Here is a 22,844-nt window from a genome sequence, read left to right as displayed (position 1 = left end):
AGTCTCCTCACGGCATCGAAACGGGCAATGCTGCACCCGCGAAGAAGAGTCTTAACGTGCTGTCACGGAAAGTTCAATTTCCCCGCGGCCCGCAAATCGAATTTCTCGGAGCTACGCGATCAGCCCATGGCGGAAGGCAACCGCCACGGCATGCTGCCTGTTCTTGGACTTCAGCTTGTTCTGCAGGCCGTTCATATACCAGTCGACGGTATGGTTGGAGATCTTAAGATGCCTGCCAATCTCGACCGAGGTCATGCCTTCGGCCAGATACTGCAGTATTTCCAGTTCGCGGCGGGTCAGACGCGTGTCTGCACCGGACACTTCCAGAAGCGCTTGCGCCTCTCCCTTGAATTCCAGAAGGCGCCAGAAGGCCTTGCGCGCGACTGCATCGAACAACGAAATTTCGACCGGGGAAAGATCCACGGGCCGCCCCCCGACAGTCATATAGCCGAGGATGCCGTTTCGTCCGTATATGGGAAAGGTATAGCCGTCCCGCAGGCCATGGCTGCTCGCATCGGCCATCATCTGCTCCATCCGGCGGTGATGCGCATCCTCGCCGAACGCGGCGAGACTATCCGTCCAGCGAAATGGCCTTTGTGCATATGCGAGATAGCGCACGGTGGGATCACTCAAGTGGTACTTCTTGGAAAGATAGATCTGTGGCCACATGTCCGGCCATCGGCCGGCCAGCATCAGGCCCACCGGATCCTCAGCTTGCTTCGGATACCGAAGAACGCCGTAATAAGAGAACCCATAAGAAGTGATGACATGTCCAAGCTCGTCGATCACCGCCTCGGGTTTCCGACACTCTTCCAGCAAGACAAGCAATTGAATTAAAGAATGAATATTCACTAAAAAGCCCCTGTTCCGGCGCTAGGGGCTTCCGGCGAAGCCCCTCCCGGGACCTGCCCCGGTTATCGAAGCAGCGATCGATGCAATCGAAACTACAGTTCATAATATAGTTTATGGTGTGCCATTCAGGCGTCAAAACGCAAGTGGTAATTGCAATACTCCAGCGCTTCATTGAAGATTCCAACATTATACATCGCGCATTTACTATACGATATCGCCATCAAAATGGGCCGGGAATGCCGGAATGAACGCGCCGTTAATCGCCGGTTCAGATAGCTTTTTGTAGCCTCGCAACATCGAATATTTCGCAGATGCACAAGAGGTATCGCCGTGTCGCTATTCAAGGTCTATGCAAGAGCTTTGCGCTATCTCGGCGCCTACAAGCTCCGCGTATCCCTGGTCGTTGTCGCGAACATCGTGCTCGCAGCGATCACAATCGCCGAGCCTATCCTGTTCGGACGTATTATCGATGCAATTTCCGGCAAGGGGGACGTCAAGCCCATACTCTTCATGTGGGCCGGATTTGCCGTTTTCAACACCATAGCCTTCGTTCTGGTCGCCCGTGAGGCGGACCGGCTGGCGCATGGCCGCCGCGCCACGCTTTTGACGGAAGCTTTCGGCCGCATCATTTCGATGCCCCTTTCCTGGCACCAACAGCGCGGAACGTCCAACGCTCTGCATACGCTGCTGCGCGCATGCGAAACACTGTTCGGCCTTTGGCTTGAGTTCATGCGCAATCACTTGGCAACAGCCGTCGCAATCGTCATTCTGATTCCGACTGCAATGGCGATGGACATGCGCCTGTCTGGCGTGCTGGTCGTGCTCGGCATCGCCTACTGGCTGATTGGCCGCCTCGTCATGAGCCGAACCAAGGATGGCCAGGCATCGGTCGAAAACCACTACCACACGGTTTTCTCGCATGTCAGCGACTCGATCAGCAACGTTTCGGTTCTGCATAGCTACAACCGTATCGAAGCGGAAACCAAGGCGCTGAAGTCATTTGCCGACCGCCTGCTGCAGGCCCAGTATCCGGTTCTCGACTGGTGGGCTATTGCCGGTGCGATGAACCGCATGGCATCGACCATTGCGATGATGATCATTCTCGTGATTGGCACGCTGATGGTTCAGTCCGGCCAACTCAGGATCGGCGACGTCATTGCCTTCATTGGTTTTGCGAACCTGCTGATCTCGCGCCTTGACCAGATGCGCCAGTTTGCGACCCAGATTTTCGAAGCTCGTTCGAAGCTTGAGGACTTCTATAACCTCGAAGACTCCGTGCGTGATCGCGAAGAGCCGGCTGGCAATGCCGACATTTCCGATGTGAAGGGTGAAGTCGAGTTCCGTGATGTCTCCTTCGGCTTCGGCAACTCGTCACAGGGCCTGCACAACGTCTCCTTTACGGTCAAGGCCGGCCAGACGGTTGCAATCGTCGGCCCGACCGGCGCCGGCAAGACGACGCTCGTCAACCTGCTGCAGCGTGTTTACGATCCCGATAGCGGCAAGATCCTTGTGGACGGCCATGACATCACGAAGGTCACCCGCAAGTCGCTGCGCCGCTACATTGCCACGGTGTTTCAGGACGCCGGTCTGCTCAACCGTTCGATCAGCGATAACATTCGCCTGGGCCGCGAGGGCGCAAGCGAAGAAGAAATGCGCCGTGCAGCCGAAGCTGCCGCCGCCGCAGACTTCATCGAGACCCGCGAAGATCAGTACGACACCCATGTCGGCGAGCGCGGCAACAGGCTTTCCGGTGGTGAACGCCAGCGCGTGGCCATCGCCCGCGCCATCCTCAAGGACGCGCCGATCCTGGTGCTCGATGAGGCCACGAGCGCGCTCGATGTTGAAACGGAAAACCGCGTGAAGGCTGCGATCGACAATCTGCGTCAAAACCGTACCACCTTCATCATCGCCCACCGCCTGTCGACGGTTCGCGAAGCTGATAAGGTTCTCTTCCTTGATAACGGCCGCGTTGTCGAAGAAGGCAGTTTCGATGAACTCAGCCAGAGCAACGGCCGCTTCGCCGCACTGTTGCGCGCCAGCGGCATCCTGACGGACGAGGAGGTCCGCAAGGCACACACGACCGAAGCCGCCTGAGAAATCAAATCTGCGCAACCCGATATCAAGCCGGATGGTCCTGCCATCCGGCTTTTTCTTGGCCGGCACTGGGGGACGACGCTTCTATGTCCGCGATCCGTTTGGAACGCTCGTCAACAGTGTGTCACACAAAATCGATCGCTCGCCAGCACGACCGGGTTTCTCTGACGACCTTCCGGATGCGGCAATTTGCGCCAAGGCGTTAGACTAAAGTCATAATCCCAAAGCCGCTCTCTTTTTGGGGGATCTTTTCTGCCACAATCTCGTCAGATGAGCCGCGACCCGGGGTATGCTTTGAGGAGGGCATGGTCGCGACCGCTATGAACATCACATTGTGGAGGACAACAATGGCAAATGTCGCAAGCGTCGACGGTGCAAAAGCCGGCCCGATGACATCAGAGGAGAAGAAGGTCATCTTCGCCTCGTCGCTCGGTACCGTTTTCGAGTGGTACGACTTCTATCTTTACGGCTCGCTCGCAACCTATATCGGCGCCACCTTTTTCACCCAGTATCCGGAAGCTACGCGTAACATTTTCACGCTTCTCGCGTTTGCGGCAGGCTTTCTGGTGCGTCCCTTCGGCGCCCTGGTCTTCGGTCGCCTCGGCGACCTTGTCGGACGCAAGTACACTTTCCTGGTGACGATTCTTATCATGGGTCTCTCGACCTTCCTGGTCGGTGTCCTTCCCGGTGCGGCTTCAATCGGCATCGCTGCCCCGATCATCCTGATCGGCCTTCGTCTTCTGCAGGGCCTCGCGCTCGGCGGCGAATACGGCGGTGCGGCGACCTACGTGGCCGAGCACGCGCCGAACGGGCGCCGCGGCTACTTCACCTCCTGGATTCAGACAACCGCCACGCTGGGCCTGTTCCTGTCGCTGATCGTTATCGTCGGCGTCCAGTTCCTGATGGGCAAGGAAGCTTTCGCCGCCTGGGGCTGGCGTATTCCATTCCTAGTATCCGTGGTGCTTCTCGGCGTTTCGGTGTGGATTCGTCTCAAGATGAACGAGTCGCCGGCATTCCAGAAGATGAAGGCGGAAGGCAAGGGTTCGAAAGCCCCGCTGACCGAAGCCTTCGGCCAGTGGAAAAACGCCAAGATCGCCCTGATCGCGCTTTTCGGCGCAACGATGGGCCAGGCAGTCGTGTGGTACGGTGGACAGTTCTATGCGCTGTTCTTCCTGCAGAACGTGCTGAAGGTCGAGCTCCAATCGGCCAACATCATGGTTGCGGTGGCGCTTATCCTCGGTACGCCCTTCTTCGTGATCTTCGGGGGGCTGTCGGATAAGATCGGCCGCAAGCCGATCATCATGGCTGGCCTGCTGATCGCGGCCGTCACCTACAACCCACTGTTTAAGGCCATGACATGGACTGCAAACCCCGCCCTTGCTGAAGCCCAGGCTTCGGTTCGTGCGACGGTGACGGCCGATCCGGCTGATTGCAAGTTCCAGTTCAACCCGACCGGAACATCGAAGTTCACCAGCTCCTGCGACGTCGCAACTGCGTTCCTGACCAAGAACTCGGTGCCTTATGATGTCGTGCCCGGCCCTGCCGGCCAGGCGGCAACGGTCAAGATCGGAAACGAAACCATCGTCAGCTTCGACACCGTCGCCGCCGGCGACAAGGCAAAGGGCATGGCGTCCGCTTTCGAAAAGAGTGTCAATACCGCTCTTCATGACGGCGGCTATCCGCTGAACCGCGGCGCCATCAAGGTTCCTGATGCAAAGCTGGACGCCTTCGTTGCCGCCAATCCGGAGCTTGCGCTGAACGCCGATGCTATTCGCGCCAGCCAGAAGGAAGCCATGCCTGCCGACAAGCTCATTGCCGGCAAGCTTTTGACGGCCGATGAGGCAAAAGGCGTCACCGACATGGCGGTCTACACCGTCGCCGGTGGTGGCAGTTTCGCAATGTCTGCCGACCCGGCTCGCGTCAATTGGATTGGAACGGTTGCTATTCTCTTCGTCCTCGTTCTCTACGTGACGATGGTCTACGGACCGATTGCAGCACTGCTGGTCGAACTCTTCCCCACCCGCATCCGCTACACCGGCATGTCGCTGCCCTACCATATCGGCAACGGCTGGTTCGGCGGCCTGTTGCCTGCCACCGCTTTCGCAATGAGCGCCGCTACGGGCGATATCTACTATGGGCTCTGGTACCCGATTATCTTCGCATCAATCACGCTGGTCATCGGTCTCATCTTCCTGCCGGAAACGAAGGATCGCGATATCAACGCTATGGATTGAGACGACTGAAACATCGCAACATTGGCCCGGCGCTCGAAAGGCGCCGGGTTTTTCGTTTCAGGGAGGCTCAAATGAGACGACTCAACCTCGGCGTCGGCCAGCCGCCGTCGCGACCGATCGAGAAAACCATGCCGAAACGCGCAAAAAGAATGGATGTGACAAAGGCAAACCAGGCGCCGAGCAAAAGACCGGCGGCGACGTCACTGGGATAGTGCACCCCGAGAATGATGCGGGTGGCGCCGAGCCAAAGACCAATGCCGATGAAAGCCAGCCGGAACCGTGGAAAGAGCAGAGCCAGCGCCGTGAAGAGGGCCCCGATATTGGCCGAATGGCCGGAGGGGAAGCTCTGATGAAGGAAGTCCATGTTGAAGGGCGCGAAACTTAAGATGCCTTCCTGCTCGTAAAGGAGTGGCCGCGCCCGGCCGATCGCAAACTTCAGGACATTGGCAACGAGGGCAGCGAGAAGTACGGACGCGCCGACATAAGCCGCCATCTGCGCAAAATAGACCATGCGAAAACGTCTGCGGACCTTCCACAAGCGCCGACGAACGAGATAGCCGGTCACCAAGATGGTAGACAGTCCGGCCAGAATCCAGGCGAGCCTGCCGATGTCGGTCACATCGCCGGCGATCGAGACCAGCGGCGGCGCCAGACTTTTGGCCGCCTGTCCGAGTGGGCGATCGAAGACGAAAAAGGCAATGGCAACGATATTGACGGCCGACAGCGTAAAACCCTTCMAGGGAACCCGTCGATGGATCGTGCGCCTCGCCTCATAGCGATTGCGCATTTTGGTCCAAATATTGGTCTTGCGCTCGACAGTCTCGCTCATGCCACTCCTGCTGGTTTCACGCCGATGCAGAAATGGACATAGGCGCGACAGCCGATTGCTTCAATGCAAAGGCCCTCCGTATCTGCTGATGCGGAGGGCCTGAAACCTGTTTCACGTGAAATATCAGGCAGAAAGCGCCTTGAACTCCGCGAGGATCGCTTCGCCCATCTCGACGGTGCCGACCTTCCTGGCGCCTTCGGCCATGATGTCGGCGGTGCGGATGCCCTTGTCGAGCACGTTGGCGATCGCCTTTTCCAGATTGTCGGCTTCCGTCACGAGATTGAAGGAGTAGCGCAGACACATGGCGAAGGAGGCGATCATCGCGATCGGATTGGCAATGCCCTTGCCGGCGATGTCAGGCGCCGAACCGTGTACGGGTTCGTACAGCGCCTTGCGCTTGCCGGTTTTTCCATCGGGTGCACCGAGCGAAGCGGACGGCAGCATGCCGAGCGAACCCGTCAGCATCGCGGCGACGTCGGAAAGCATGTCGCCGAAGAGATTGTCGGTGACGATGACGTCGAACTGCTTGGGCTGGCGAACGAGCTGCATGCCGCCGGCATCCGCCAGCATATGCTCGAGCTGCACGTCGGAATACTTTGCCTTGTGTATTTCGGTGACGACCTGGTTCCAGAGCACGCCAGACTTCATGACGTTGCGCTTTTCCATCGAGCAGACGCGATTGCCGCGGGTGCGCGCCATTTCAAAGGCGACGCCGGCAATACGCTCGATTTCGTAGGTATCGTAGACCTGCGTATCGATACCACGCTTCTGGCCGTTGCCGAGATCGATGATCTCCTTCGGCTCACCGAAGTAGACGCCGCCGGTGAGCTCGCGGATGATGAGGATATCGAGACCCTCGACCAGCTCCGGCTTCAGCGAGGAAGCCTCGGCGAGCGCAGGATAGCAGATGGCCGGACGCAGGTTTGCAAACAGCTGCAGGTCCTTGCGCAGGCGCAGAAGGCCGGCTTCCGGGCGAACGTCATAGGGAACGCTATCCCATTTCGGACCGCCGACGGCGCCGAACAGAACCGCATCGGCGGCGAGCGCCTTCTGCATGTCGGATTCGGAGATCGCGGCACCGTGCGCATCATAGGCGCTACCGCCGACAAGACCCTCCTCGGTGACGAAGCCGGCATTCATCGCCTCATTCATATAGGCAATGATCTTGCGGACCTCGCCCATGGCCTCGGGACCGATGCCGTCGCCCGGTAGCAGGAAAAGATTACGCGCTGTCATGAAACCCTCCGCAGAAAAACAAGTTGCGGCTTATTAGCCCCCGGGAAACGGCATTTCAAGCGAGCAACGGGCCGATTCGGTACGGTTAGCGACCACAAGGCGTTCAATATACGTGAGTTGACCGAAGGACGCGCGCGGGTAACAACAAATCATCGTTGACCGCTATCTGGATATCGCCAATGCCCGCTTCGCCCCTCCATCTCGACACCCCGCTCTTTCGCGCCACGGCGAGCTATAGCGCCAGCAACAAGCCGCTCTGGCTGAAGCTCGATGCCCTGCAGCCTGCCGGTAGTTTCAAGCTGCGCGGCGTCGGCAGGCTCTGCCAGCACGAGGTCGAGAACGGCGCCCGCGAGATCTTCTGCGCATCGGGCGGCAATGCCGGCATCGCTGCCGCCCATGCCGGGCGCGCCCTTGGCGTACCGGTCACGATCGTCGTGCCGGAAACGACGTCTGAAGAGGTCCGGCGATCGATCGAAGCGACTGGGGCGGCGGTTCTTGTGCATGGATCCGTCTTCGATGAGGCGAACGCCTACGCGATCAAGCTCGCCGATGCGCGAAAAGCAGCTTACGTGCACCCCTTCGATCACCCGCTTCTGTGGGAAGGCCACGGCACGCTGATCGATGAGGTTGTGGCAAAGGGCGCCGCCTTCGACTGCGTCATCGCCAGCGTCGGTGGCGGCGGCTTGCTTGCGGGGATTGTCGCCGGACTTAAGAGAAACGGGCTCTCGCATGTGCCTGTTATCGCCGTCGAGACCGAGGGCGCCGCATCGTTCCATGCCAGCATCGCGGCAGGTGAGCGCATCACCCTGCCCGCCATCACCTCGATCGCCAATTCTCTCGGCGCGCGCCAGGTTGCGCAGCATGTGTTCGATCTGCCGAAGCATCACCCGGTCGAAAGCGTGACGGTCACCGATGCGCAGGCCGTCGCCGCCTGCCTGAAATTTGCCGATACCTATCGCATCCTGGTAGAGCCCGCTTGCGGCGCGGCACTGGCGGTGGCGGATGCCCATCCCGGCATTCTCGACCGCTTCGACAATCCGCTGATCGAAGTCTGCGGCGGCATCGGCGTTTCGCTGGAAAAGCTGACGATGTGGAAGGAAAGGCTGCTCTGAAGGCCAGCCAAAGAAAAAGCCGGGCGAAAACCCGGCTTTGACAATACAATGCTATGCGGACCGCTTATGCCGCCCACGGATGCGATGCGGCGTTCGACTTTTCGAAGCTGTCGATCGACTTGCCCTTTTCAAGCGTCAAGCCGATGTCATCGAGACCATTCAGCAGGCAGTGGCGCCTGAACTCGTCGAGATCGAACTTGATCGAGCCGCCGTCCGGGCCGGTGATTTCCAGGTTTTCGAGATCAATCGTCAGGATCGCGTTGGAGCCGCGCGAAGCGTCGTCCATCAGCTTGTCGAGGTTTTCCTGGCTGACCATGATCGGCAGGATGCCGTTCTTGAAGCAGTTGTTGTAGAAAATGTCGGCAAAGCTCGTCGAGATGACGCAGCGGATACCGAAATCGAGAAGCGCCCACGGGGCATGCTCGCGCGAGGAGCCGCAGCCGAAATTATCGCCGGCAACGAGGATCTTGGCGTTCTGATAGGCCGGCTTGTTGAGCACGAAATCCTGGTTCAGCGATCCGTCTTCATTGTACCGGGCTTCCGCAAAGAGGCCCTTGCCGAGACCGGTGCGCTTGATCGTCTTCAGGTAGTCCTTCGGGATGATCATGTCGGTGTCGATGTTGACGACCGGCAGAGGGGCGGCAACCCCCGTCAGCTTTACGAATTTGTCCATGGCCTGGCCTCCAATATCAGCAGACATAGTTTTGTTGATCAGCGTTTAGTCCAGTTTTCCGCCGAAATGAAGGAAAATTTGCGGAATTCCTAAGAAACACTCAGCCGGGCGTTGGCGCGGGCGGGACCACGTGCTGACTGCTGACGAACACGGCTCTTACGACGATCTCGTCGGGCTGGCGATCCTCAAGCGTGTGAACCATAGCAAGGCCTACCAGACCGATGACGGTACCGACACCAACAGGATTGAGAGTTTCTTCGCCCGCGCCGAGCGCTCCTACGTCGGCATTCACCACCGTTTCTCGGTGAAATACCTGGACTGGTACATGGCGATGGTCGCGTGGAAGGAAGATACCCGCTACATGGGGCTGCGCTGGCAGCTTGCCGACGTGCTGCGCACGGTCACGCACCGCACGACCTCCGCGAACCTATGCGGCTATTGGCAGGGGGCGGCAGAGCGCATCGAGGACCAGGTCTGGACCGAGAAGACCGCGGTGGAGATGCAACGATACCTGCGATGACCGATTTGGGCTTCGTCAATTTCTCCAACGCGTACTGACAGTTTCACCAGGATGCTATTGACGGTTTCACCGGACCGCTATTGATACTTTCACCGGAATCCTATTGACACTTTCACCGAAACTCTATTACAACTTTCCCCATAATGCCTTGCTGAGAAAATGAAGTGCCCATCATGGACGAGAGTCTCCTCCCGCGTCATCTGCAGCCCCAGCTAAGGGCTGCACTCACATCAGCGCGCGTGGTTAACATTGTTGGGCCGCGCCAGGTCGGGAAGACGACACTGGTACGCGACCTATTGAGCGTTGGAAAATTCATCACCTTAGATGACGAGGGTGTGCTTGCAGCTATTGAGGCCGATCCAAAAGGACAGCTGGATGCCCTGTTGGCTGAGACGAAAGCGGGCCCCCTCATTATCGACGAAGCCCAACGATCAACGAAATTAGCTTTGGCGTTGAAGAGAATCGTGGACGAGAACCGAGCAATGGGTCAGTTCGTCCTGACAGGCTCATCCAACGTTTTCATTTCCGCGCACGTGGCGGACTCGTTGGCAGGTCGGGTCCATACGATGACGATGCTTCCAATGAGTGTCGCCGAAACACAGCGCATGGGGCCTGCGAAAATTCTCGACTGGGCATCGGCGAATGACCGTCCCGATCCGCTAGACCTGCCTAAAGCAGAAACGTTGTCCCGGACACAATACATCGACTTGATAGTCGCAGGCGGTTTCCCCGAGATACGAACTCTGGAAGAGCGCTGGAGGCAAAATCGATACAGCGACTACGTTGACAGTGTCGTCGAACGCGACGTTGCGTACATCTTAAAAATAAGAAAGTCAGACGCCATGAGGCGAATGATCGATCAACTAGCTACGCGTGTCGGAAACGAACTGAATATAGATGAACTGTGTTCAAACATCAGTTTACAACGGAATACCACCGAGACCTACCTCGATATTCTAACCAAGCTCTCCCTATTGCGACGATTGCCAGCGTGGACCTCTGGAGAGTCCGGACGCGACATACGCCAACCAAAAATCCATCTTGTGGATACCGGGATCGTCGCGGCTTTGAGGAGTATGAACGCCCAGAGCTTCAATATCGGCGCGAATCCCACAGCGCTTGGCGGCATGTTCGAAAATTTCGTTTTCAATGAAATGTGGAAATCCCTTCCCCATCAGATGCGTCAGTGGCGACTTTATCACTGGAGGCATCAACGAGGACGCGAGATAGACATCCTTGCTGAGTCAGACAGAACGATAATCGGCTTCGAGATGAAGACATCGACTACGGTTGAAGCAAAGGACTTTCAACATCTGCGATGGTTTCGAGACGAAGGCCCAGGCACGAACCGTCCCTTCGTCGGCATCGTCATCTATATGGGAGAACGCGTACTCAGTTTCGGCGAGAATATATTCGCGCTTCCTCTGTCGATATTTTGGTCATTCAAAGACAGTTAGCCTGAGTGATCGGCACGGTTTAAGCTTCGGGTGCTTACCTGGCGATCTCCCACAATCTACGACGGCCATCGGGAGCACCTGACGAGCGGACCAGCCCTGTCTGCTCCATACGTTCGAGCAAGCCAGAAAACCTTCCAGCCAGGTTAGGGCCGATCCCATCAATCTCGGCCCCGAAGCCTTCGCGTTTGGCAAACTGTTTTGACAGATCGCCTGCGAGAATCGGCTCTTTCGCATCTCGGAGAAGTTCAAGGACACGGCTACGCACGTCACGCAGGGGTCGAAGACTTTAATCACGGTCGCGAAAGCGGCCTTCTGCACTTCCAAGACGAGCGCTTCTGCCTTGATCTCCTCAAGCCTGGCTTCCAGCTCAGCCAGCTTGCCCTTCAACTCCTCGACGACCGACACCATACAAACCAACTCCATCGAATTCCGGAAATTTGCATGAAGCGGCCGGCCACGCGCGAATTCGACGCGGCCGGCCGCCTTGAAGCTATCTCGCCTTTACTGGCGCGTTGATCGCCCAGCTGACGCCGAACGGATCGCGAAGCTGGCCATAACGATCGCCCCAGAACATGAGTTCAACAGGCATGACGACCTCGGCCCCCGCTGCAACCGCACGATCCCACCAGAAATCGATGTCATCGACGACGAGCTGTAACGTGAAGCCCTGATGCTTCTGAAAGGGATGGCCATGCTCGGGATAGGCATCGCTCAGCATGAGCGAGCTGCCGTTCACATAAAGGTGGACATGCATCGTCCTGCCATTTTCATCGACAGGAACGACGAATGCTTCTTCTGCGCCAAAGGCACGCTTGTAGAATTCCGCTGCATTCAGGGCGCCATCGACCGTGACGTAAGGCAACAAACCGTTTTTGACCGGTGGCAACGCCACTTGGCTGGTTTGCGTTTGAGTATCCATGCTGTTCTCCATTCGCTTGATATTTGAAGCAGGCAAAAACCTTGCCGCTTCAAAGACGCATGAGAAGCAATCGAGCCGACAGCATCGGAAAATTTAAATGCAGATACGAACCAAGATCAGAGATCGATGATCGTGCCGCGCCCGTCATTCCAGATGCGCATTTCGGCGCCGGAATGAGGCTTGCTCCGTGCCTGGGCGCGGACCGGAGCCGGTTTCATCTTCAGCGAAAGCGCGCGGCCCACCATGAGCACCGTGAGAATGCCGCCGACAGCGAGCGTCACCGAAAAGGTGAGGAACGCCAAAGCGACAAAGACGGTGACGCCTGAGAGCATAAGGAAGATGGAACGGATATTCTGCATGTGTGTAAACCTTTCTTCGGAAAGGAATGTGGTCCTTCGCTCCCTTCTCTGCAAGATAAGCATGGCTTTTTGTTGTCTTGCCACCTGCGCTAAAGCTTGGCACACATTCGCTATGAGCCAAAATCCACTGACCCGTTCCATGAATCTGCGCCGCTCGGTGTTGAGTGTTCCTGCCATCAATGTCCGCGCTCTGGAAAAAACCCATCTGCTAGACTGCGACGCCGTGATCTTCGATCTGGAAGATTCGGTCGCGCCCGAGAAAAAAGCGCAAGCAAGAGAAAACCTGAGGGCCTTCTTCTCCGGCAAGCCGCTTGAGGGCAAAGAACGCATCATCCGCATCAACGCTTCTTCCTCCACGTTCGGCCGGGCCGATATGGAGCTGATATTGGCGCTGGAACCCGATGCCGTGCTGTTGCCGAAGGTGGACGAACCGCAGGATGTCATGTCGGTCAGCGATCTTCTCGCCGATGCCGATGCACCCGAAAATCTGCGCATCTGGGCGATGATCGAGACGCCTCGCGGCATTCTGAACGCTGCGGCAATCGCCGAAGCGGGACGAACCGCGGGCTCCAGGCTTGACTGTTTCGTCGTCGGCCTCAACGACCTGCGCAAGGAAACTGGCGTATTGCCACAACCGGGCCGCACCTATCTCGTGCCATGGCTGATGCAGGTCATCATTGCCGTGCGCGCTTACGGCCTTGACGCCATCGACAGCGTCTTCAACGATTTCAGGGATGCGGATGCCTTCGGCGCCGAATGCGCTGAGGCGCGTGCCATGGGCTTCGACGGCAAGATGCTGATCCACCCGACGCAGATCGAAGCCGCCAACAGGCATTTGGGGCCGGACGAGGCCGCGATTGCCGAGGCGAAAGCTGTTATCGCCGCCTTTGCGGATCCGGCCGCCGAAGGTCTCAACGTCATCACTGCCAATGGCCGGATGATCGAGCGGCTGCATCTTGTCCAGGCTGAAAGTCTGGTTCATAAAGCCCGCCTGATTGCAGAACGCCAAACGGCGAAGTGAAAGACGATTTTATGAAGCTTTACCGCCTTCTGACCGGCCAGGACGATGCCGCTTTCTGCCACCGCGTAACAGATGCCCTCAACAAGGGCTGGGCGCTGCACGGCTCGCCGTCCCTGACCTTCAACGCGCAGACAGGTCAAGTGATTGCCGCTCAGGCGATCGTCAAGGACGTAGAAGGCAAGGACTACCATCCGGACATGAAGCTGTCGGAGCAGTAAGGCTGGCGTTTAACGCTCGGCCGCCTCTTCGGCACTCTCCTCGATCCGTTCCATATCGTCGTCACTGAGGCCGAAATGGTGACCGATCTCGTGGATCAGGACGTGCGTGATGATATCGCCGAGCGTCTCGTCATTTTCAGCCCAGTAGTCCAGGATCGGCCGTCGATAGAGGCGGATTCGGTTCGGCAACTCGCCGGTTTCCATGGTAAAGCGCTCCGAAATGCCACGGCCTTCGAAGAGGCCGAGCAGGTCGAACGGCGTTTCCAGCGCCATGTCCTCGAACACGTCGTCGTCAGGAAAATCCTCGATCTCGATCGTCAGGTTGGTGGTCAGCGCACGGAACTCTTCCGGTAGATGGCTATAGGCCTCCATTGCCAAGGACTCGAAAGTACTGATCGTCGGCGCGTGGCGGTCCTGCCAATCATCGCTCTGGTCTACGCGGGCCATAAAAATTCCCTTCCTTTGTGGCCCATATAGAACCTTCGCATTCGATTTTCGAGAGCGGAATCAAGGACAGGAATAAATTCACAGGAAATGGCTGTTGACTCTTCGGCCACGCTCTGGAATCCATAAGAACATAACAGGAACATCGGAATGTGGAGTGAACGTCATGGCACAACCGGCCGTGACGCGCGAGCGACTTTTTGCGCTCCGCGAAACCATTGCAAAACTTGAAGGAAAGCCCGCGCCGGCCTTGGCGGCGGCGGAAAGCCAGGCTTTGGCTGAGCAAAACTTTGTTGGAGAAGGAGGCGAAAATGCGCTGCGTCTTCCGCTCGGAATATCCGCACTCGATGAAGCCATGGAGGGCGGCATGCCGCTGGATGGCCTCACCGAGGTTCGCACGCATTTGCTGCGCAATGCAGGCGCAAGCAGCGGCTTCGTGCTGGCACTGGCCTCCATGCTGCAGCGGCAGGATGAAGAAAACCAGCGCGCTTCTCTGCCAATACTTTGGATCTCCGACACCGTCTCCTGCCTGGAGGCAGGGCTGCCCTATGCCGTTGGCATCAGGGATTTAGGCCTGAAGCCGGAACTGTTCCTGCATGCAAGCCCCCGCAAGCTGGAGGACGCGCTGTGGCTTGCGGAAACAGCAGTCGAAAGCGGCGTATTTCCAGCAACAATTCTGGAGGTTCGCGGCAATCCGAAGCATTTCGGCCTGACGGAAAGCCGGCGACTAAACCTGCGAGCAAAGGCCTCCAAGCGCCCGCTTTTCCTATTGCGCCAAGCTGGAGAGGAAGAGGCAAGCAGCGCCTTCTTCCGCTTCCTTGCCGAACCCGCGCCGGCCCAGGCGCGGTTCTTGCCGGATGGTTCGATGCTGGGCGGCAGCATCGGCAACCCGGTCTTTCGCCTTACCCTGGAGAAGAGCCGCAATCCGGCCCCCCTCTCCCTTTTTCTGGAATGGAACCCCCATGACCGCCGGTTTTTCCCTGTCCGCCAATCAGCCGACACTCGCTTTCCAGATGAACGCGCAGCGCATTCTGGCGCTCAATTTCCCATATCTCCCGACCGACAGGATCGCCAGAAAGAGATGGGGACTTTCCTGGCGTTCGCGCGGCCGTCCTGATGCACCACCGATCGTCTGCTCCGCTCGCCTCAACAATGCCATGCGGTTGACGGCGCTCGACGAGGCGGCAGAAGCGATCGGGCTGAAGAAAAACCTCGGCGTGGCCGAAGCCCGCGCCATCTTTCCGACGATCGACGTGATCGAGGGGGACCCTGTTGCCGACCGGCGCTTCCTCGAGGGGATCGCCGACTGGTGCGACCGCTATACGCCGCTGGTCGCGCTCGACGGGATGGACGGCCTGTTTCTGGACATTACCGGCTGCGCCCATCTGTTCGGCGGTGAAAGGGCCCTCCTCAAGGATATCCTCTGCAGGCTCTTGCAGATGGGACTGGATGCACGCGGCGCCATTTCTTCATCTCCCGGATTGTCCTGGGCTGTCAGCCGATTTGGCCAGGGCGGGGTTATCGCGGCGGATGAGGCCGGACAGGTTCTTGCACCGCTTCCGGTTGCTTGCCTTCGCCTCGCTGACGAAACAGTCGATTCCCTGACGAAGATGGGATTGAAATATGTCGGCGATCTGCTGGGCGCACCGCGCGCGCCGCTTGCCCGCCGCTTCGGAGCCAGCCTGCTCCTGCGGCTGGACCAGGCACTCGGCACGGATGAGGAACCGGTATCGCCACGCCTGCCGGTCGCCAGCCTCTCGGCTGAACGGCGCCTGATCGAGCCGATCGGAGCGGAAGAGGACATCCTCGAACTCACCGGCCAGATCGCCACCTCTTTGAAGCCCTCGCTCGAAGCCCGCGGCGCCGGAGGCCGCGTCTTCGAACTCGTTCTCTTCCGCGTCGATGGCAGGGTGTTTCGTATTTCGGCAGGCACCGCCCAGCCGTTGCGGGAACCCAAACGCATTGCCGCCCTCTTTTCCGAGCGTCTGCAGGCTGTGCACGACGATCTCGATGCCGGCTATGGGTTCGAGATCCTTCGTATCAATGTGCTCCGTCACGAGAACTTCGATACGACGCAAGGCGATTTCGACGGCCACCGGCAGAAGGACGTATCACTCGCCGCCTTCGTCGATCGTGTCTCCGCAAGACTTGGTGCAGATTGCCTGCAGTCCTTTCAGTTGCGTGAAAGCCATGTACCGGAAAGAGCATCGATTGCCGTTCCGGCAATCGATGCCTTGTCGGTCCATAACGCGCAGCAAGGCAACCCTCCCCCATCAAGGAGCGAGAGGCCCTTGCGCCTGCTTCAGAGGCCTGAGTTGATGGACGCATTCGCAATCGAAGTCCCCGATGGCGCCCCCGCCAATTTTCACTGGCGACGAATGCGGCACCGCGTCCTCAGAAGCGAGGGTCCGGAACGGCTCGCCATGGAATGGTGGGTCGATGGAGCGGATGCGGATGATCGGGATTATTTCCGCGTCGAGGACGACCAGGGGCACCGCTTCTGGATCTACCGTGAAGGCCGCTACACCGGTGACACGACACCGCGTTGGTTCATGCACGGGGTCTTGCCATGACCCCCGCCTTCTTCGAAATCGGCGCCAGGACGAATTTCTCTTTTCTGGAAGGCGCATCAAAGCCTGAAGAGATGGTGATACAGGCGGCAATCCTTAGGCTTGGCGGCCTCGGCATTGCCGACCGGAATTCGGTTGCCGGGGTCGTCAGGGCTCATGCTCAATCCAAGGAAATCAGCAAGAAATTCAGGAGGAAGGAACTCGGGCTCCTAGAAAAGGACGAGAAGGCGCAAGGCGTTCTTGACGCGATCCGGATCCAGCCAGGCGCCCGCCTCGTCTTCTGCGATGAGACGCCCGATATCCTCGCCTATCCGCAAGACCGGAAAGGCTGGGCGCATCTCTGTCGCCTGTTGAGCGCCGGCAACCTCAAGGCGGAAAAGGGAGACTGCATCCTCACCGAAGGAGATTTGATGGAATGGGGCGATCGGATGCTGCTTGCATTGGTCCCGGATCCGTCGACTGCGGACGATACGCTTCGTCACGCGGATTTCGAGGCCCGTCTGGCGCGCTTGCAGAAACGCTTCGGGAAGACATTCCATATGGCGCTTGCGCCAGCCTATGATGGCCGCGACAGGCGCACGTTTGCGGTTCTTTCCATGCTTGCCGGCCGTAACAGGGTGCCGCTTATCGCCACCAACCAGCCGCTTTACCACGATACTGCCCGCCGTCCCTTGGCCGATATCGTGACGTCGATCCGGGAACATGTGCCGATCGCCCAAGCGGGCTTTCTTCTGGCGCCGAATGCCGAGCGCTATCTCAAGGATACGCGCGAAATGGCCCGCCTCTTCAGGGATTATCCGGATGCGATCGCCAATACGGGAAAATTCTTCGGCAAGCTTTCATTTTCGCTCGACCAATTGGAGCACAACTATCCATCTGAAAATGATGAGGGGCAGACCCCTTACGAGACCCTTGAGCGCCTTACCAGGACGGGGGCCGCAAAGCGCTTTCCAACAGGCGTCCCTTCAAAGGTCCAGGACCAGATTGAGTACGAGTTAGGCCTCATTCGAGAAAAGAAATACGAGCCGTATTTCCTGACGGTCCATAGGATTATCCACCACGCCCGGTATGAACTGGATATTCTGTGCCAGGGCCGTGGCTCGGCGGCAAATTCGGTCATTTGCTACTGCCTGGAAATAACGGAAGTAAATCCAGAGAAAAGCACCCTTCTCTTTGACCGGTTCATGTCCATGGACCGCGACGAGCCACCGGATATCGATGTCGATTTCGAACACGACAGGCGCGAAGAGGTCATCCAGTATATCTACAAGAGATACGGCAGGGAGCATGCCGGGCTGACAGCAGGGGTCACGACCTATCGCACCCGTTCCGCCGGCCGCGAAGTCTCCAAGGCTTTCGGTCTTTCGGAGGATATTCAGTCGGCGATCGGCAGTCTGGTCTGGGGTTGGTCGGAAGACCATTTGTCCGAGCGGGAGGCGAAATCTGCCGGCCTCGATATTCTCGACCCCACGACGAAGAACGTTTTGAAGTATGCCGCCGAGCTTCTCAGCTTCCCCCGCCACCTTACCCAGCACGTCGGGGGCTTCGTCATCACCAGGGATCGGCTCGACGAAGTCGTGCCGATCATGAATACGGCGATGCCGGGTCGCTACATGATCGAGTGGGACAAGGACGATCTCGACAATCTGAAAATCCTCAAGGTCGATATCCTGGCGCTCGGAATGCTGACCTGCCTCAGAAAAGCATTCGATATGCTGCAGCTTCACTACGACGTGAAGAAGACGCTGGCCGATCTGGGCAACCGGGACCATGACGATGGCGAGCCGGTTTACGACATGATGTGCCGTGCAGATACGCTTGGCGTTTTCCAGATTGAAAGCCGGGCGCAAATGAGCATGCTGCCGCGCCTGCGGCCGAGAAGGTTTTACGATCTCGTCATTGAGGTCGCAATCGTAAGACCAGGCCCCATCCAAGGCAATATGGTTCACCCCTATCTGAAGCGAAGGGAAGAACGGCATAAAGGCATACCAATCCAGTATCCGAGCAAGGAATTGGAAGGGGTCCTGGAGCGGACTTTGGGTGTTCCGCTTTTTCAGGAACAGGCCATGCAGATCGCGATCACGGCCGCCGGATTTGAGCCCGCCGAGGCCGATCGGCTGCGGCGAGCGATGGCAACCTTCAAGCGAACAGGAACCATTGGAACATTTGAACAGAGATTCATCGAGGGAATGGTCAATAGGAAATACTCCCGTGAATTCGCTCAGCAGTGTTTCAACCAGATAAAGGGTTTCGGCGAATACGGCTTCCCGGAAAGTCATGCCGCCTCTTTTGCACTTCTCGTCTATGCCTCGTGCTGGGTGAAGGCTTACTATCCGGATGTCTTTTGCGCGGCCATGCTCAATTCTCAGCCCTTGGGATTCTATGCGCCGGCGCAGTTGGTCCGCGACGCCCGGGAACACGGAGTGGAAATCCGTGCGGTCGATATCAACAGTTCGGACTGGGATTGCCTGCTGGAAGACGCCGTCTTCGCCAAGGACAAGATCGACTTTCGGCATCGCGAGATGGAGGACGTCATCAAGACCAGAAGAGCTGTCCGTCTTGGCTTCCGGCAGGTGAAAGGTCTTTCTGAAAAGACGATAAGAGAAAAGCTGATCGCAAATCGGGGAGATTGCTATACATCCATCCGCGATCTCTGGCTGCGCTCCGGCCTCGGCAAACCGGATATGGAGCGACTGGCGGATGCCGACGCCTTTGGCACAATCGGCTTGTCCCGGCGCGAGGCTTTATGGGCGGTGCGGGCGCTGGATGTGAAAAGTGCCGCCGAGGGGCTGCCCTTGTTCGACCAGGTCAGCCATGTCGATTTGCAGGTTGAGCCTCGGACCCAACTCCCCCAGATGCTGCCGGGAGAGCAGGTGATCGAGGATTATCGATACCTGTCCCTGTCGCTCAAGGCGCATCCCGTTTCGTTCCTGCGCGAGGAATTTCATAAAATCGGCATAACCCGCAGTGTCGATCTTCTCCAGGTCGAGAACGACAGAAGGGTGACGATCGCCGGTCTCGTGCTGGTGCGCCAGCGGCCGGGTTCGGCAAAGGGCGTTATCTTCATGACTCTGGAAGATGAAACGGGCGTAGCCAATGCGATTGTCTGGCCGAAAACATTCGAGAAATATCGTTCGATCGTCATGGGAGCCCGACTGGTCAAAATCAGGGGCAAACTCCAAAAACAGAGCGGCGTCATTCATACTGTCGTCGACCACATCGAGGACATGACACCCTGCCTGGGGCTCTTGCAGAAGGAAGCCCGACGCTTCGGCGCATGCACCCGTGCCGACGAAGTTCTGAAGCCGACGGCAGATCCCCGGCAGAAAAAAATCGCTGGCATCCTGGAGAAGGCCGCGATGGAAAAGCGGATCCGGTCGGAAGGCGATCATATGACTGCTTCAAAAACGGCACGCGTCATGCCGAAAGGACGTAACTTTCACTAAAGCCGGATCCCCGCCTGAGGCAAGAATCCACCATAAAATCAAGGGAAGCCGGTCACAATACCGATCGAAGCGGCCGCGAATTTTCGATTGCATCTTCCAATCCGCAATCATCCCATGGCGCTATCGCAATTCCGCCTCTGGAGAGGGCGGCATTCTTCTCACCGAACTGACAAGGAAATGTGAAACGGTGACGTCGGCAAGATGACAATTTTTTCTTGACAGTCACCGTCTTCTTTAGCAGAAAAGACGATAGTGACTGTCATGTTTGGAATGAGAACGTGCTTGTTTGCAGCTGCAACTACATAACCGACACGGAGATCCGGGAAGTCATCAACGAGCTTCTCGAGCAGGACTGTTGGCAGCTTATCGTACCGGCTAAGGTGTACCACGCTATGGAGAAACGCGGCCGTTGCTGCGGCTGTTTCCCCAATGTCGTCGACATCATCATCAAGACCACCGAGGAATATCACGCCCGTCACCACTCGACGGAAGCCGAGATATTTGATTTCATGTCCCGCCTCAGAAACTTCCATGAAGAAAACAGGAGAGCGGACATTGAAAKGCGACAAAAAAGTCATCGAGCGGCTTAACGAAGCCCTCTTTTTGGAACTCGGCGCTGTCAATCAGTACTGGGTTCACTACCGACTCCTCGAAGATTGGGGCTACACGAAGCTAGCCAAGAAGGAGCGGGCCGAGTCCATCGAAGAGATGCATCACGCCGACCGCCTGGTGGCACGCATCATTTTCCTCGAAGGCCACCCCAACCTGCAGACACTCGCACCGCTTCGTATCGGTCAAAACGTGAAGGAAGTTCTGGAAGCCGATCTCGCCGGCGAATACGACGCTCGCACGGCCTACAAGAAGTCGCGCGACATCTGTCATGAGGCCGGCGATTACGTTTCCATGAAGCTGTTCGAGGAACTGCTGGCGGACGAAGAAGGCCATATCGACTTCCTCGAAACCCAGCTGGAACTCCTGGGCAAGATTGGCGAATCCAAGTACGGCCAACTCAACGCCGACTCCGCCGACGAAGCCGAGTAAACACCAACTCACAACCGGCCGCATCAAACCCGCGGCCGGTCATATTCGGCGGCGTTCAAGCTGCCAAATGGCGAAATTCACCGACGACCTGATCATAGACGGCCCGCTTGAACGACACGATCAGGCCGGGCAGGCTTTCCATCGGTTTCCACTCCCAGGCATCGAATTCGGCCGAATGGCCACCCGGTGGTGGATTGATCGCGATCTCGCTCTCCTCGCCGTCGAAGCGGAATGCGAACCAGCGCTGCGTCTGACCCCGGAATTTTCCCTTGAGCCCGATCCCGAGCAATTGCGGCGGCAGGTCGTAGTTGATCCACCTGCTGGCTTCCGCAAGCAGCGTCACGGTTCGCATGCCGGTCTCTTCGTAGAGCTCGCGATAAGCCGCCTCGAGCGGGTCCTCACCCTTGTCGATGCCGCCCTGCGGCATCTGCCAGAGCTGAGGCGATCCGTCATACTCGGAGTTCTCCTGCGGAATGCGGCGTCCCGCCCATACAAGCCCATGGGGATTGAGAACCATCACCCCGACACAGGGGCGATAGGGGAGATCTTCGGCCTTCACAATGGGCTTACGCACCGGTTTGTCTTTGCTCACGGTTTCCTCGGATCATTTGTCAATGCGGCAACGCCGACGATCTCGATGCCGCGCATAGCTGCTTCTTCCGTCCATTTGGAAATTGCGTCGATGCTTTCATCGAAGGCGGCTGCGACGCCAATCGCCTGGCCGTTGCGTTTTGCAACCCGCTCAAGCTCGTCCAGCTTCTGCAGGATGGCATTCACATCGACCTGCCTGTCGAGCTGAACGTCGGCGAAGGCATGGGGCAGTTCCGTTCCCTTGGCGACAACAGCCGTCTTCGACTGCGCCGAGGTTCCGTCGTCGAGAAACAGCAGGCCCCGTTTGCTGATATCGCGCATGACCGGCTCCAGGGCGGCGGGGTCGGACAAGAACCGCCCGCCCTGATAATTCATGATACCGGTATAGTTCGTAATCTCGCCCATCGCCCGATGCAGGCTCTCGACATTTCTGGCGGCGGACTTCGAGGTGAGCAGCGTATCGGGGCCCGGATCGTTTGCCGGGTAATCGAACGGCTCGAAGGGTACCTGCAGGAGGATCTCGTGCCCGGCCCGGCGCGCATCCTGCATCCACCGCTGCAGGCTGTTGCCGCTGGCCGCAAAAGCGAATGTGATCTCTTCCGGCAACTGCTGGATAGCGCGCTGCGTGCCAGTCTGGCTGAGACCGAGCCCGCTGACGACGATCGCTATCCGCGTCCCGTGCGCACCAGACCAAGGGCGCGCATATTGGTCCATCGGCCGACGGCCATCCGGTCCGACGATCGGCAGCCGCCCAGCCGGCGTATCTTCCAACAAGGCTTCGTTCGGGATCGCTGCCATGCGCGGATCCTGGCCCATCTGCATGGCATCGACCAGAACCGGACCGTTGCCGTCGCGCGTCTTCGGACTGTACTTGGTCACAACAGAGCCGTCGCCCCCAACCATCTGTTCGACGTTCGCACCCGACTGCGGATCGGATCTCGGCATCCCGCCGTCAGGCGAAGCGTGCGGTTCAGCTGGTGTCTGCACCGTGTCGGTCGGAGGCACAGCGGCCTCTTCCTGTGGGGACGGCTTGTCGCGTTTCACGCCGTCGCCGCGAAATGCGGTATAGAGCGAAAATCCGCCAATGAGGATGAGGCAGATACCGGCAAGCACGCGGCCCGTCCGCAAAATGCCCGGCCGCTTTCGGCCGGGTTTGCGATTCTGCCCGAGGGGCGCGTGTAGATCCGTGCTCATTCTTGCCTGTTTCCGAAATCAGGACAGAAAAAAG

Annotated in this window: 22 protein-coding genes; 12 read left to right on the top strand and 10 right to left on the bottom strand. The window is 58.2% G+C overall.

Translation table 11 applies throughout. From position 1 onward, the window contains the following. Positions 1-111: 111 nt before the first annotated feature. Complete coding sequence (locus tag AC1DMK_RS06270) at positions 112-852, bottom strand: LuxR family transcriptional regulator (RefSeq protein WP_037058969.1); 741 nt, start codon at positions 850-852, stop codon at positions 112-114. A 330-nt stretch (positions 853-1,182) separates the two neighbouring features. Between AC1DMK_RS06270 and AC1DMK_RS06265 the strand changes: the two genes are divergently transcribed. Beyond that, the gene (locus tag AC1DMK_RS06265; protein WP_037058968.1) at positions 1,183-2,946 is read left to right on the top strand and encodes a glucan ABC transporter ATP-binding protein/ permease; all 1,764 of its coding nucleotides are present in this window, start codon (positions 1,183-1,185) and stop codon (positions 2,944-2,946) included. A 347-nt stretch (positions 2,947-3,293) separates the two neighbouring features. Next, positions 3,294-5,180 carry an MFS transporter gene (locus AC1DMK_RS06260; protein ID WP_477857778.1) on the top strand — a complete coding sequence of 629 codons (1,887 nt, stop codon included), beginning with the start codon at positions 3,294-3,296 and terminating at the stop codon, positions 5,178-5,180. Positions 5,181-5,247: 67 nt separating this feature from the next. On the opposite strand, the gene AC1DMK_RS06255 is transcribed toward AC1DMK_RS06260, so the two are convergent. Further along, positions 5,248-6,009 carry a phosphatase PAP2 family protein gene (locus AC1DMK_RS06255; RefSeq protein WP_477857776.1) on the bottom strand — a complete coding sequence of 254 codons (762 nt, stop codon included), beginning with the start codon at positions 6,007-6,009 and terminating at the stop codon, positions 5,248-5,250. 123 nt (positions 6,010-6,132) lie between these two features. Continuing rightward, on the bottom strand, positions 6,133-7,245 hold the full coding sequence (gene leuB / locus AC1DMK_RS06250; protein WP_477857774.1) for a 3-isopropylmalate dehydrogenase: 1,113 nt from the start codon (positions 7,243-7,245) through the stop codon (positions 6,133-6,135). 179 nt (positions 7,246-7,424) lie between these two features. Here leuB and AC1DMK_RS06245 point away from each other — a divergent pair, with 179 nt between their 5' ends. Next, positions 7,425-8,357: a pyridoxal-phosphate dependent enzyme gene (locus AC1DMK_RS06245; protein WP_037058962.1), complete on the top strand. Its 933-nt coding sequence runs from the start codon at positions 7,425-7,427 to the stop codon at positions 8,355-8,357. Between the two features lie 64 nt (positions 8,358-8,421). Here the strand turns inward: AC1DMK_RS06245 and leuD are convergent, their stop codons facing one another. Then, complete coding sequence (gene leuD / locus AC1DMK_RS06240; protein WP_037059433.1) at positions 8,422-9,030, bottom strand: 3-isopropylmalate dehydratase small subunit; 609 nt, start codon at positions 9,028-9,030, stop codon at positions 8,422-8,424. Positions 9,031-9,160: 130 nt separating this feature from the next. Here leuD and AC1DMK_RS06235 point away from each other — a divergent pair, with 130 nt between their 5' ends. Together AC1DMK_RS06235 and AC1DMK_RS06230 are read left to right on the top strand one after the other, a co-directional pair. Then, positions 9,161-9,550, top strand: a complete 390-nt coding sequence (locus tag AC1DMK_RS06235; RefSeq protein WP_477857771.1) for a transposase — start codon at positions 9,161-9,163, stop codon at positions 9,548-9,550. Positions 9,551-9,723: 173 nt separating this feature from the next. Then, positions 9,724-11,007, top strand: coding sequence for an ATP-binding protein (locus AC1DMK_RS06230; RefSeq protein WP_477857769.1), 1,284 nt, complete (start codon positions 9,724-9,726; stop codon positions 11,005-11,007). Here AC1DMK_RS06230 and AC1DMK_RS06225 read toward each other — a convergent pair. From AC1DMK_RS06225 to AC1DMK_RS06215, 3 genes are all read right to left on the bottom strand, one after another. Further along, on the bottom strand, positions 10,990-11,415 hold the full coding sequence (locus AC1DMK_RS06225) for a hypothetical protein (protein ID WP_477857767.1): 426 nt from the start codon (positions 11,413-11,415) through the stop codon (positions 10,990-10,992). The two genes, AC1DMK_RS06230 and AC1DMK_RS06225, sit on opposite strands and share 18 nt — an antisense overlap. A gap of 82 nt (positions 11,416-11,497) precedes the next feature. Continuing rightward, positions 11,498-11,926: a VOC family protein gene (locus AC1DMK_RS06220; RefSeq protein ID WP_037068033.1), complete on the bottom strand. Its 429-nt coding sequence runs from the start codon at positions 11,924-11,926 to the stop codon at positions 11,498-11,500. Positions 11,927-12,042: 116 nt separating this feature from the next. Continuing rightward, entirely contained in the window at positions 12,043-12,285 is a 243-nt protein-coding gene (locus AC1DMK_RS06215) for a hypothetical protein (RefSeq protein WP_037068031.1), read from the bottom strand. Positions 12,286-12,397: 112 nt separating this feature from the next. On the opposite strand from AC1DMK_RS06215, the gene AC1DMK_RS06210 reads away from it, so the two are divergent. Together AC1DMK_RS06210 and AC1DMK_RS06205 are read left to right on the top strand one after the other, a co-directional pair. Continuing rightward, positions 12,398-13,306 (top strand): HpcH/HpaI aldolase/citrate lyase family protein, encoded by a 909-nt coding sequence (locus AC1DMK_RS06210; RefSeq protein WP_477857765.1) that lies wholly within the window; start codon positions 12,398-12,400, stop codon positions 13,304-13,306. Between the two features lie 11 nt (positions 13,307-13,317). Next, positions 13,318-13,524: a DUF1737 domain-containing protein gene (locus AC1DMK_RS06205; protein WP_037068027.1), complete on the top strand. Its 207-nt coding sequence runs from the start codon at positions 13,318-13,320 to the stop codon at positions 13,522-13,524. Between the two features lie 9 nt (positions 13,525-13,533). On the opposite strand, the gene AC1DMK_RS06200 is transcribed toward AC1DMK_RS06205, so the two are convergent. Next, entirely contained in the window at positions 13,534-13,971 is a 438-nt protein-coding gene (locus AC1DMK_RS06200) for a metallopeptidase family protein (RefSeq protein ID WP_037068024.1), read from the bottom strand. 163 nt (positions 13,972-14,134) lie between these two features. On the opposite strand from AC1DMK_RS06200, the gene AC1DMK_RS06195 reads away from it, so the two are divergent. From AC1DMK_RS06195 to bfr, 5 genes are all read left to right on the top strand, one after another. Beyond that, positions 14,135-15,085 (top strand): ImuA family protein, encoded by a 951-nt coding sequence (locus AC1DMK_RS06195; RefSeq protein ID WP_477857763.1) that lies wholly within the window; start codon positions 14,135-14,137, stop codon positions 15,083-15,085. Further along, on the top strand, positions 14,982-16,541 hold the full coding sequence (locus AC1DMK_RS06190) for a Y-family DNA polymerase (RefSeq protein ID WP_477858127.1): 1,560 nt from the start codon (positions 14,982-14,984) through the stop codon (positions 16,539-16,541). Before AC1DMK_RS06195 ends, AC1DMK_RS06190 begins: the two co-directional genes overlap by 104 nt. Next, complete coding sequence (locus tag AC1DMK_RS06185; RefSeq protein WP_477857761.1) at positions 16,538-19,984, top strand: error-prone DNA polymerase; 3,447 nt, start codon at positions 16,538-16,540, stop codon at positions 19,982-19,984. The genes AC1DMK_RS06190 and AC1DMK_RS06185 overlap by 4 nt, the downstream gene beginning before the upstream one ends. 215 nt (positions 19,985-20,199) lie before the next feature. Next, a complete protein-coding gene (locus AC1DMK_RS06180; RefSeq protein ID WP_477857759.1) occupies positions 20,200-20,574 on the top strand; it encodes a (2Fe-2S)-binding protein in 375 nt (124 codons plus the stop codon). Then, positions 20,540-21,025 carry a bacterioferritin gene (gene bfr, locus AC1DMK_RS06175; RefSeq protein WP_477857758.1) on the top strand — a complete coding sequence of 162 codons (486 nt, stop codon included), beginning with the start codon at positions 20,540-20,542 and terminating at the stop codon, positions 21,023-21,025. The genes AC1DMK_RS06180 and bfr overlap by 35 nt, the downstream gene beginning before the upstream one ends. A 55-nt stretch (positions 21,026-21,080) precedes the next feature. On the opposite strand, the gene AC1DMK_RS06170 is transcribed toward bfr, so the two are convergent. Further along, entirely contained in the window at positions 21,081-21,599 is a 519-nt protein-coding gene (locus tag AC1DMK_RS06170) for an RNA pyrophosphohydrolase (RefSeq protein ID WP_037068046.1), read from the bottom strand. A gap of 14 nt (positions 21,600-21,613) precedes the next feature. After that, positions 21,614-22,810 (bottom strand): divergent polysaccharide deacetylase family protein, encoded by a 1,197-nt coding sequence (locus AC1DMK_RS06165; RefSeq protein WP_477857756.1) that lies wholly within the window; start codon positions 22,808-22,810, stop codon positions 21,614-21,616. Positions 22,811-22,844 lie beyond the last annotated feature (34 nt).

The organism is Rhizobium sp. 05L419 (assembly GCF_056397845.1).
The sequence above is the reverse complement of the archived record's forward strand: the minus strand, read 5'-3'. Positions and strand labels throughout refer to the sequence as shown.

Bases quoted from the DNA above. Each gene is read 5' to 3' on its own strand.
- AC1DMK_RS06210 (WP_477857765.1), top strand. From the start codon at position 12,398: ATGAGCCAAAATCCACTGACCCGTTCCATGAATCTGCGCCGCTCGGTG.
- AC1DMK_RS06225 (WP_477857767.1), bottom strand. From the start codon at position 11,415: ATGGTGTCGGTCGTCGAGGAGTTGAAGGGCAAGCTGGCTGAGCTGGAA.
- AC1DMK_RS06215 (WP_037068031.1), bottom strand. From the start codon at position 12,285: ATGCAGAATATCCGTTCCATCTTCCTTATGCTCTCAGGCGTCACCGTC.
- AC1DMK_RS06245 (WP_037058962.1), top strand. From the start codon at position 7,425: ATGCCCGCTTCGCCCCTCCATCTCGACACCCCGCTCTTTCGCGCCACG.
- AC1DMK_RS06195 (WP_477857763.1), top strand. From the start codon at position 14,135: ATGGCACAACCGGCCGTGACGCGCGAGCGACTTTTTGCGCTCCGCGAA.
- AC1DMK_RS06205 (WP_037068027.1), top strand. From the start codon at position 13,318: ATGAAGCTTTACCGCCTTCTGACCGGCCAGGACGATGCCGCTTTCTGC.
- leuD (WP_037059433.1), bottom strand. From the start codon at position 9,030: ATGGACAAATTCGTAAAGCTGACGGGGGTTGCCGCCCCTCTGCCGGTC.
- AC1DMK_RS06200 (WP_037068024.1), bottom strand. From the start codon at position 13,971: ATGGCCCGCGTAGACCAGAGCGATGATTGGCAGGACCGCCACGCGCCG.
- AC1DMK_RS06165 (WP_477857756.1), bottom strand. From the start codon at position 22,810: ATGAGCACGGATCTACACGCGCCCCTCGGGCAGAATCGCAAACCCGGC.
- AC1DMK_RS06260 (WP_477857778.1), top strand. From the start codon at position 3,294: ATGGCAAATGTCGCAAGCGTCGACGGTGCAAAAGCCGGCCCGATGACA.
- AC1DMK_RS06230 (WP_477857769.1), top strand. From the start codon at position 9,724: ATGGACGAGAGTCTCCTCCCGCGTCATCTGCAGCCCCAGCTAAGGGCT.
- AC1DMK_RS06190 (WP_477858127.1), top strand. From the start codon at position 14,982: ATGAACGCGCAGCGCATTCTGGCGCTCAATTTCCCATATCTCCCGACC.
- AC1DMK_RS06220 (WP_037068033.1), bottom strand. From the start codon at position 11,926: ATGGATACTCAAACGCAAACCAGCCAAGTGGCGTTGCCACCGGTCAAA.
- leuB (WP_477857774.1), bottom strand. From the start codon at position 7,245: ATGACAGCGCGTAATCTTTTCCTGCTACCGGGCGACGGCATCGGTCCC.
- AC1DMK_RS06185 (WP_477857761.1), top strand. From the start codon at position 16,538: ATGACCCCCGCCTTCTTCGAAATCGGCGCCAGGACGAATTTCTCTTTT.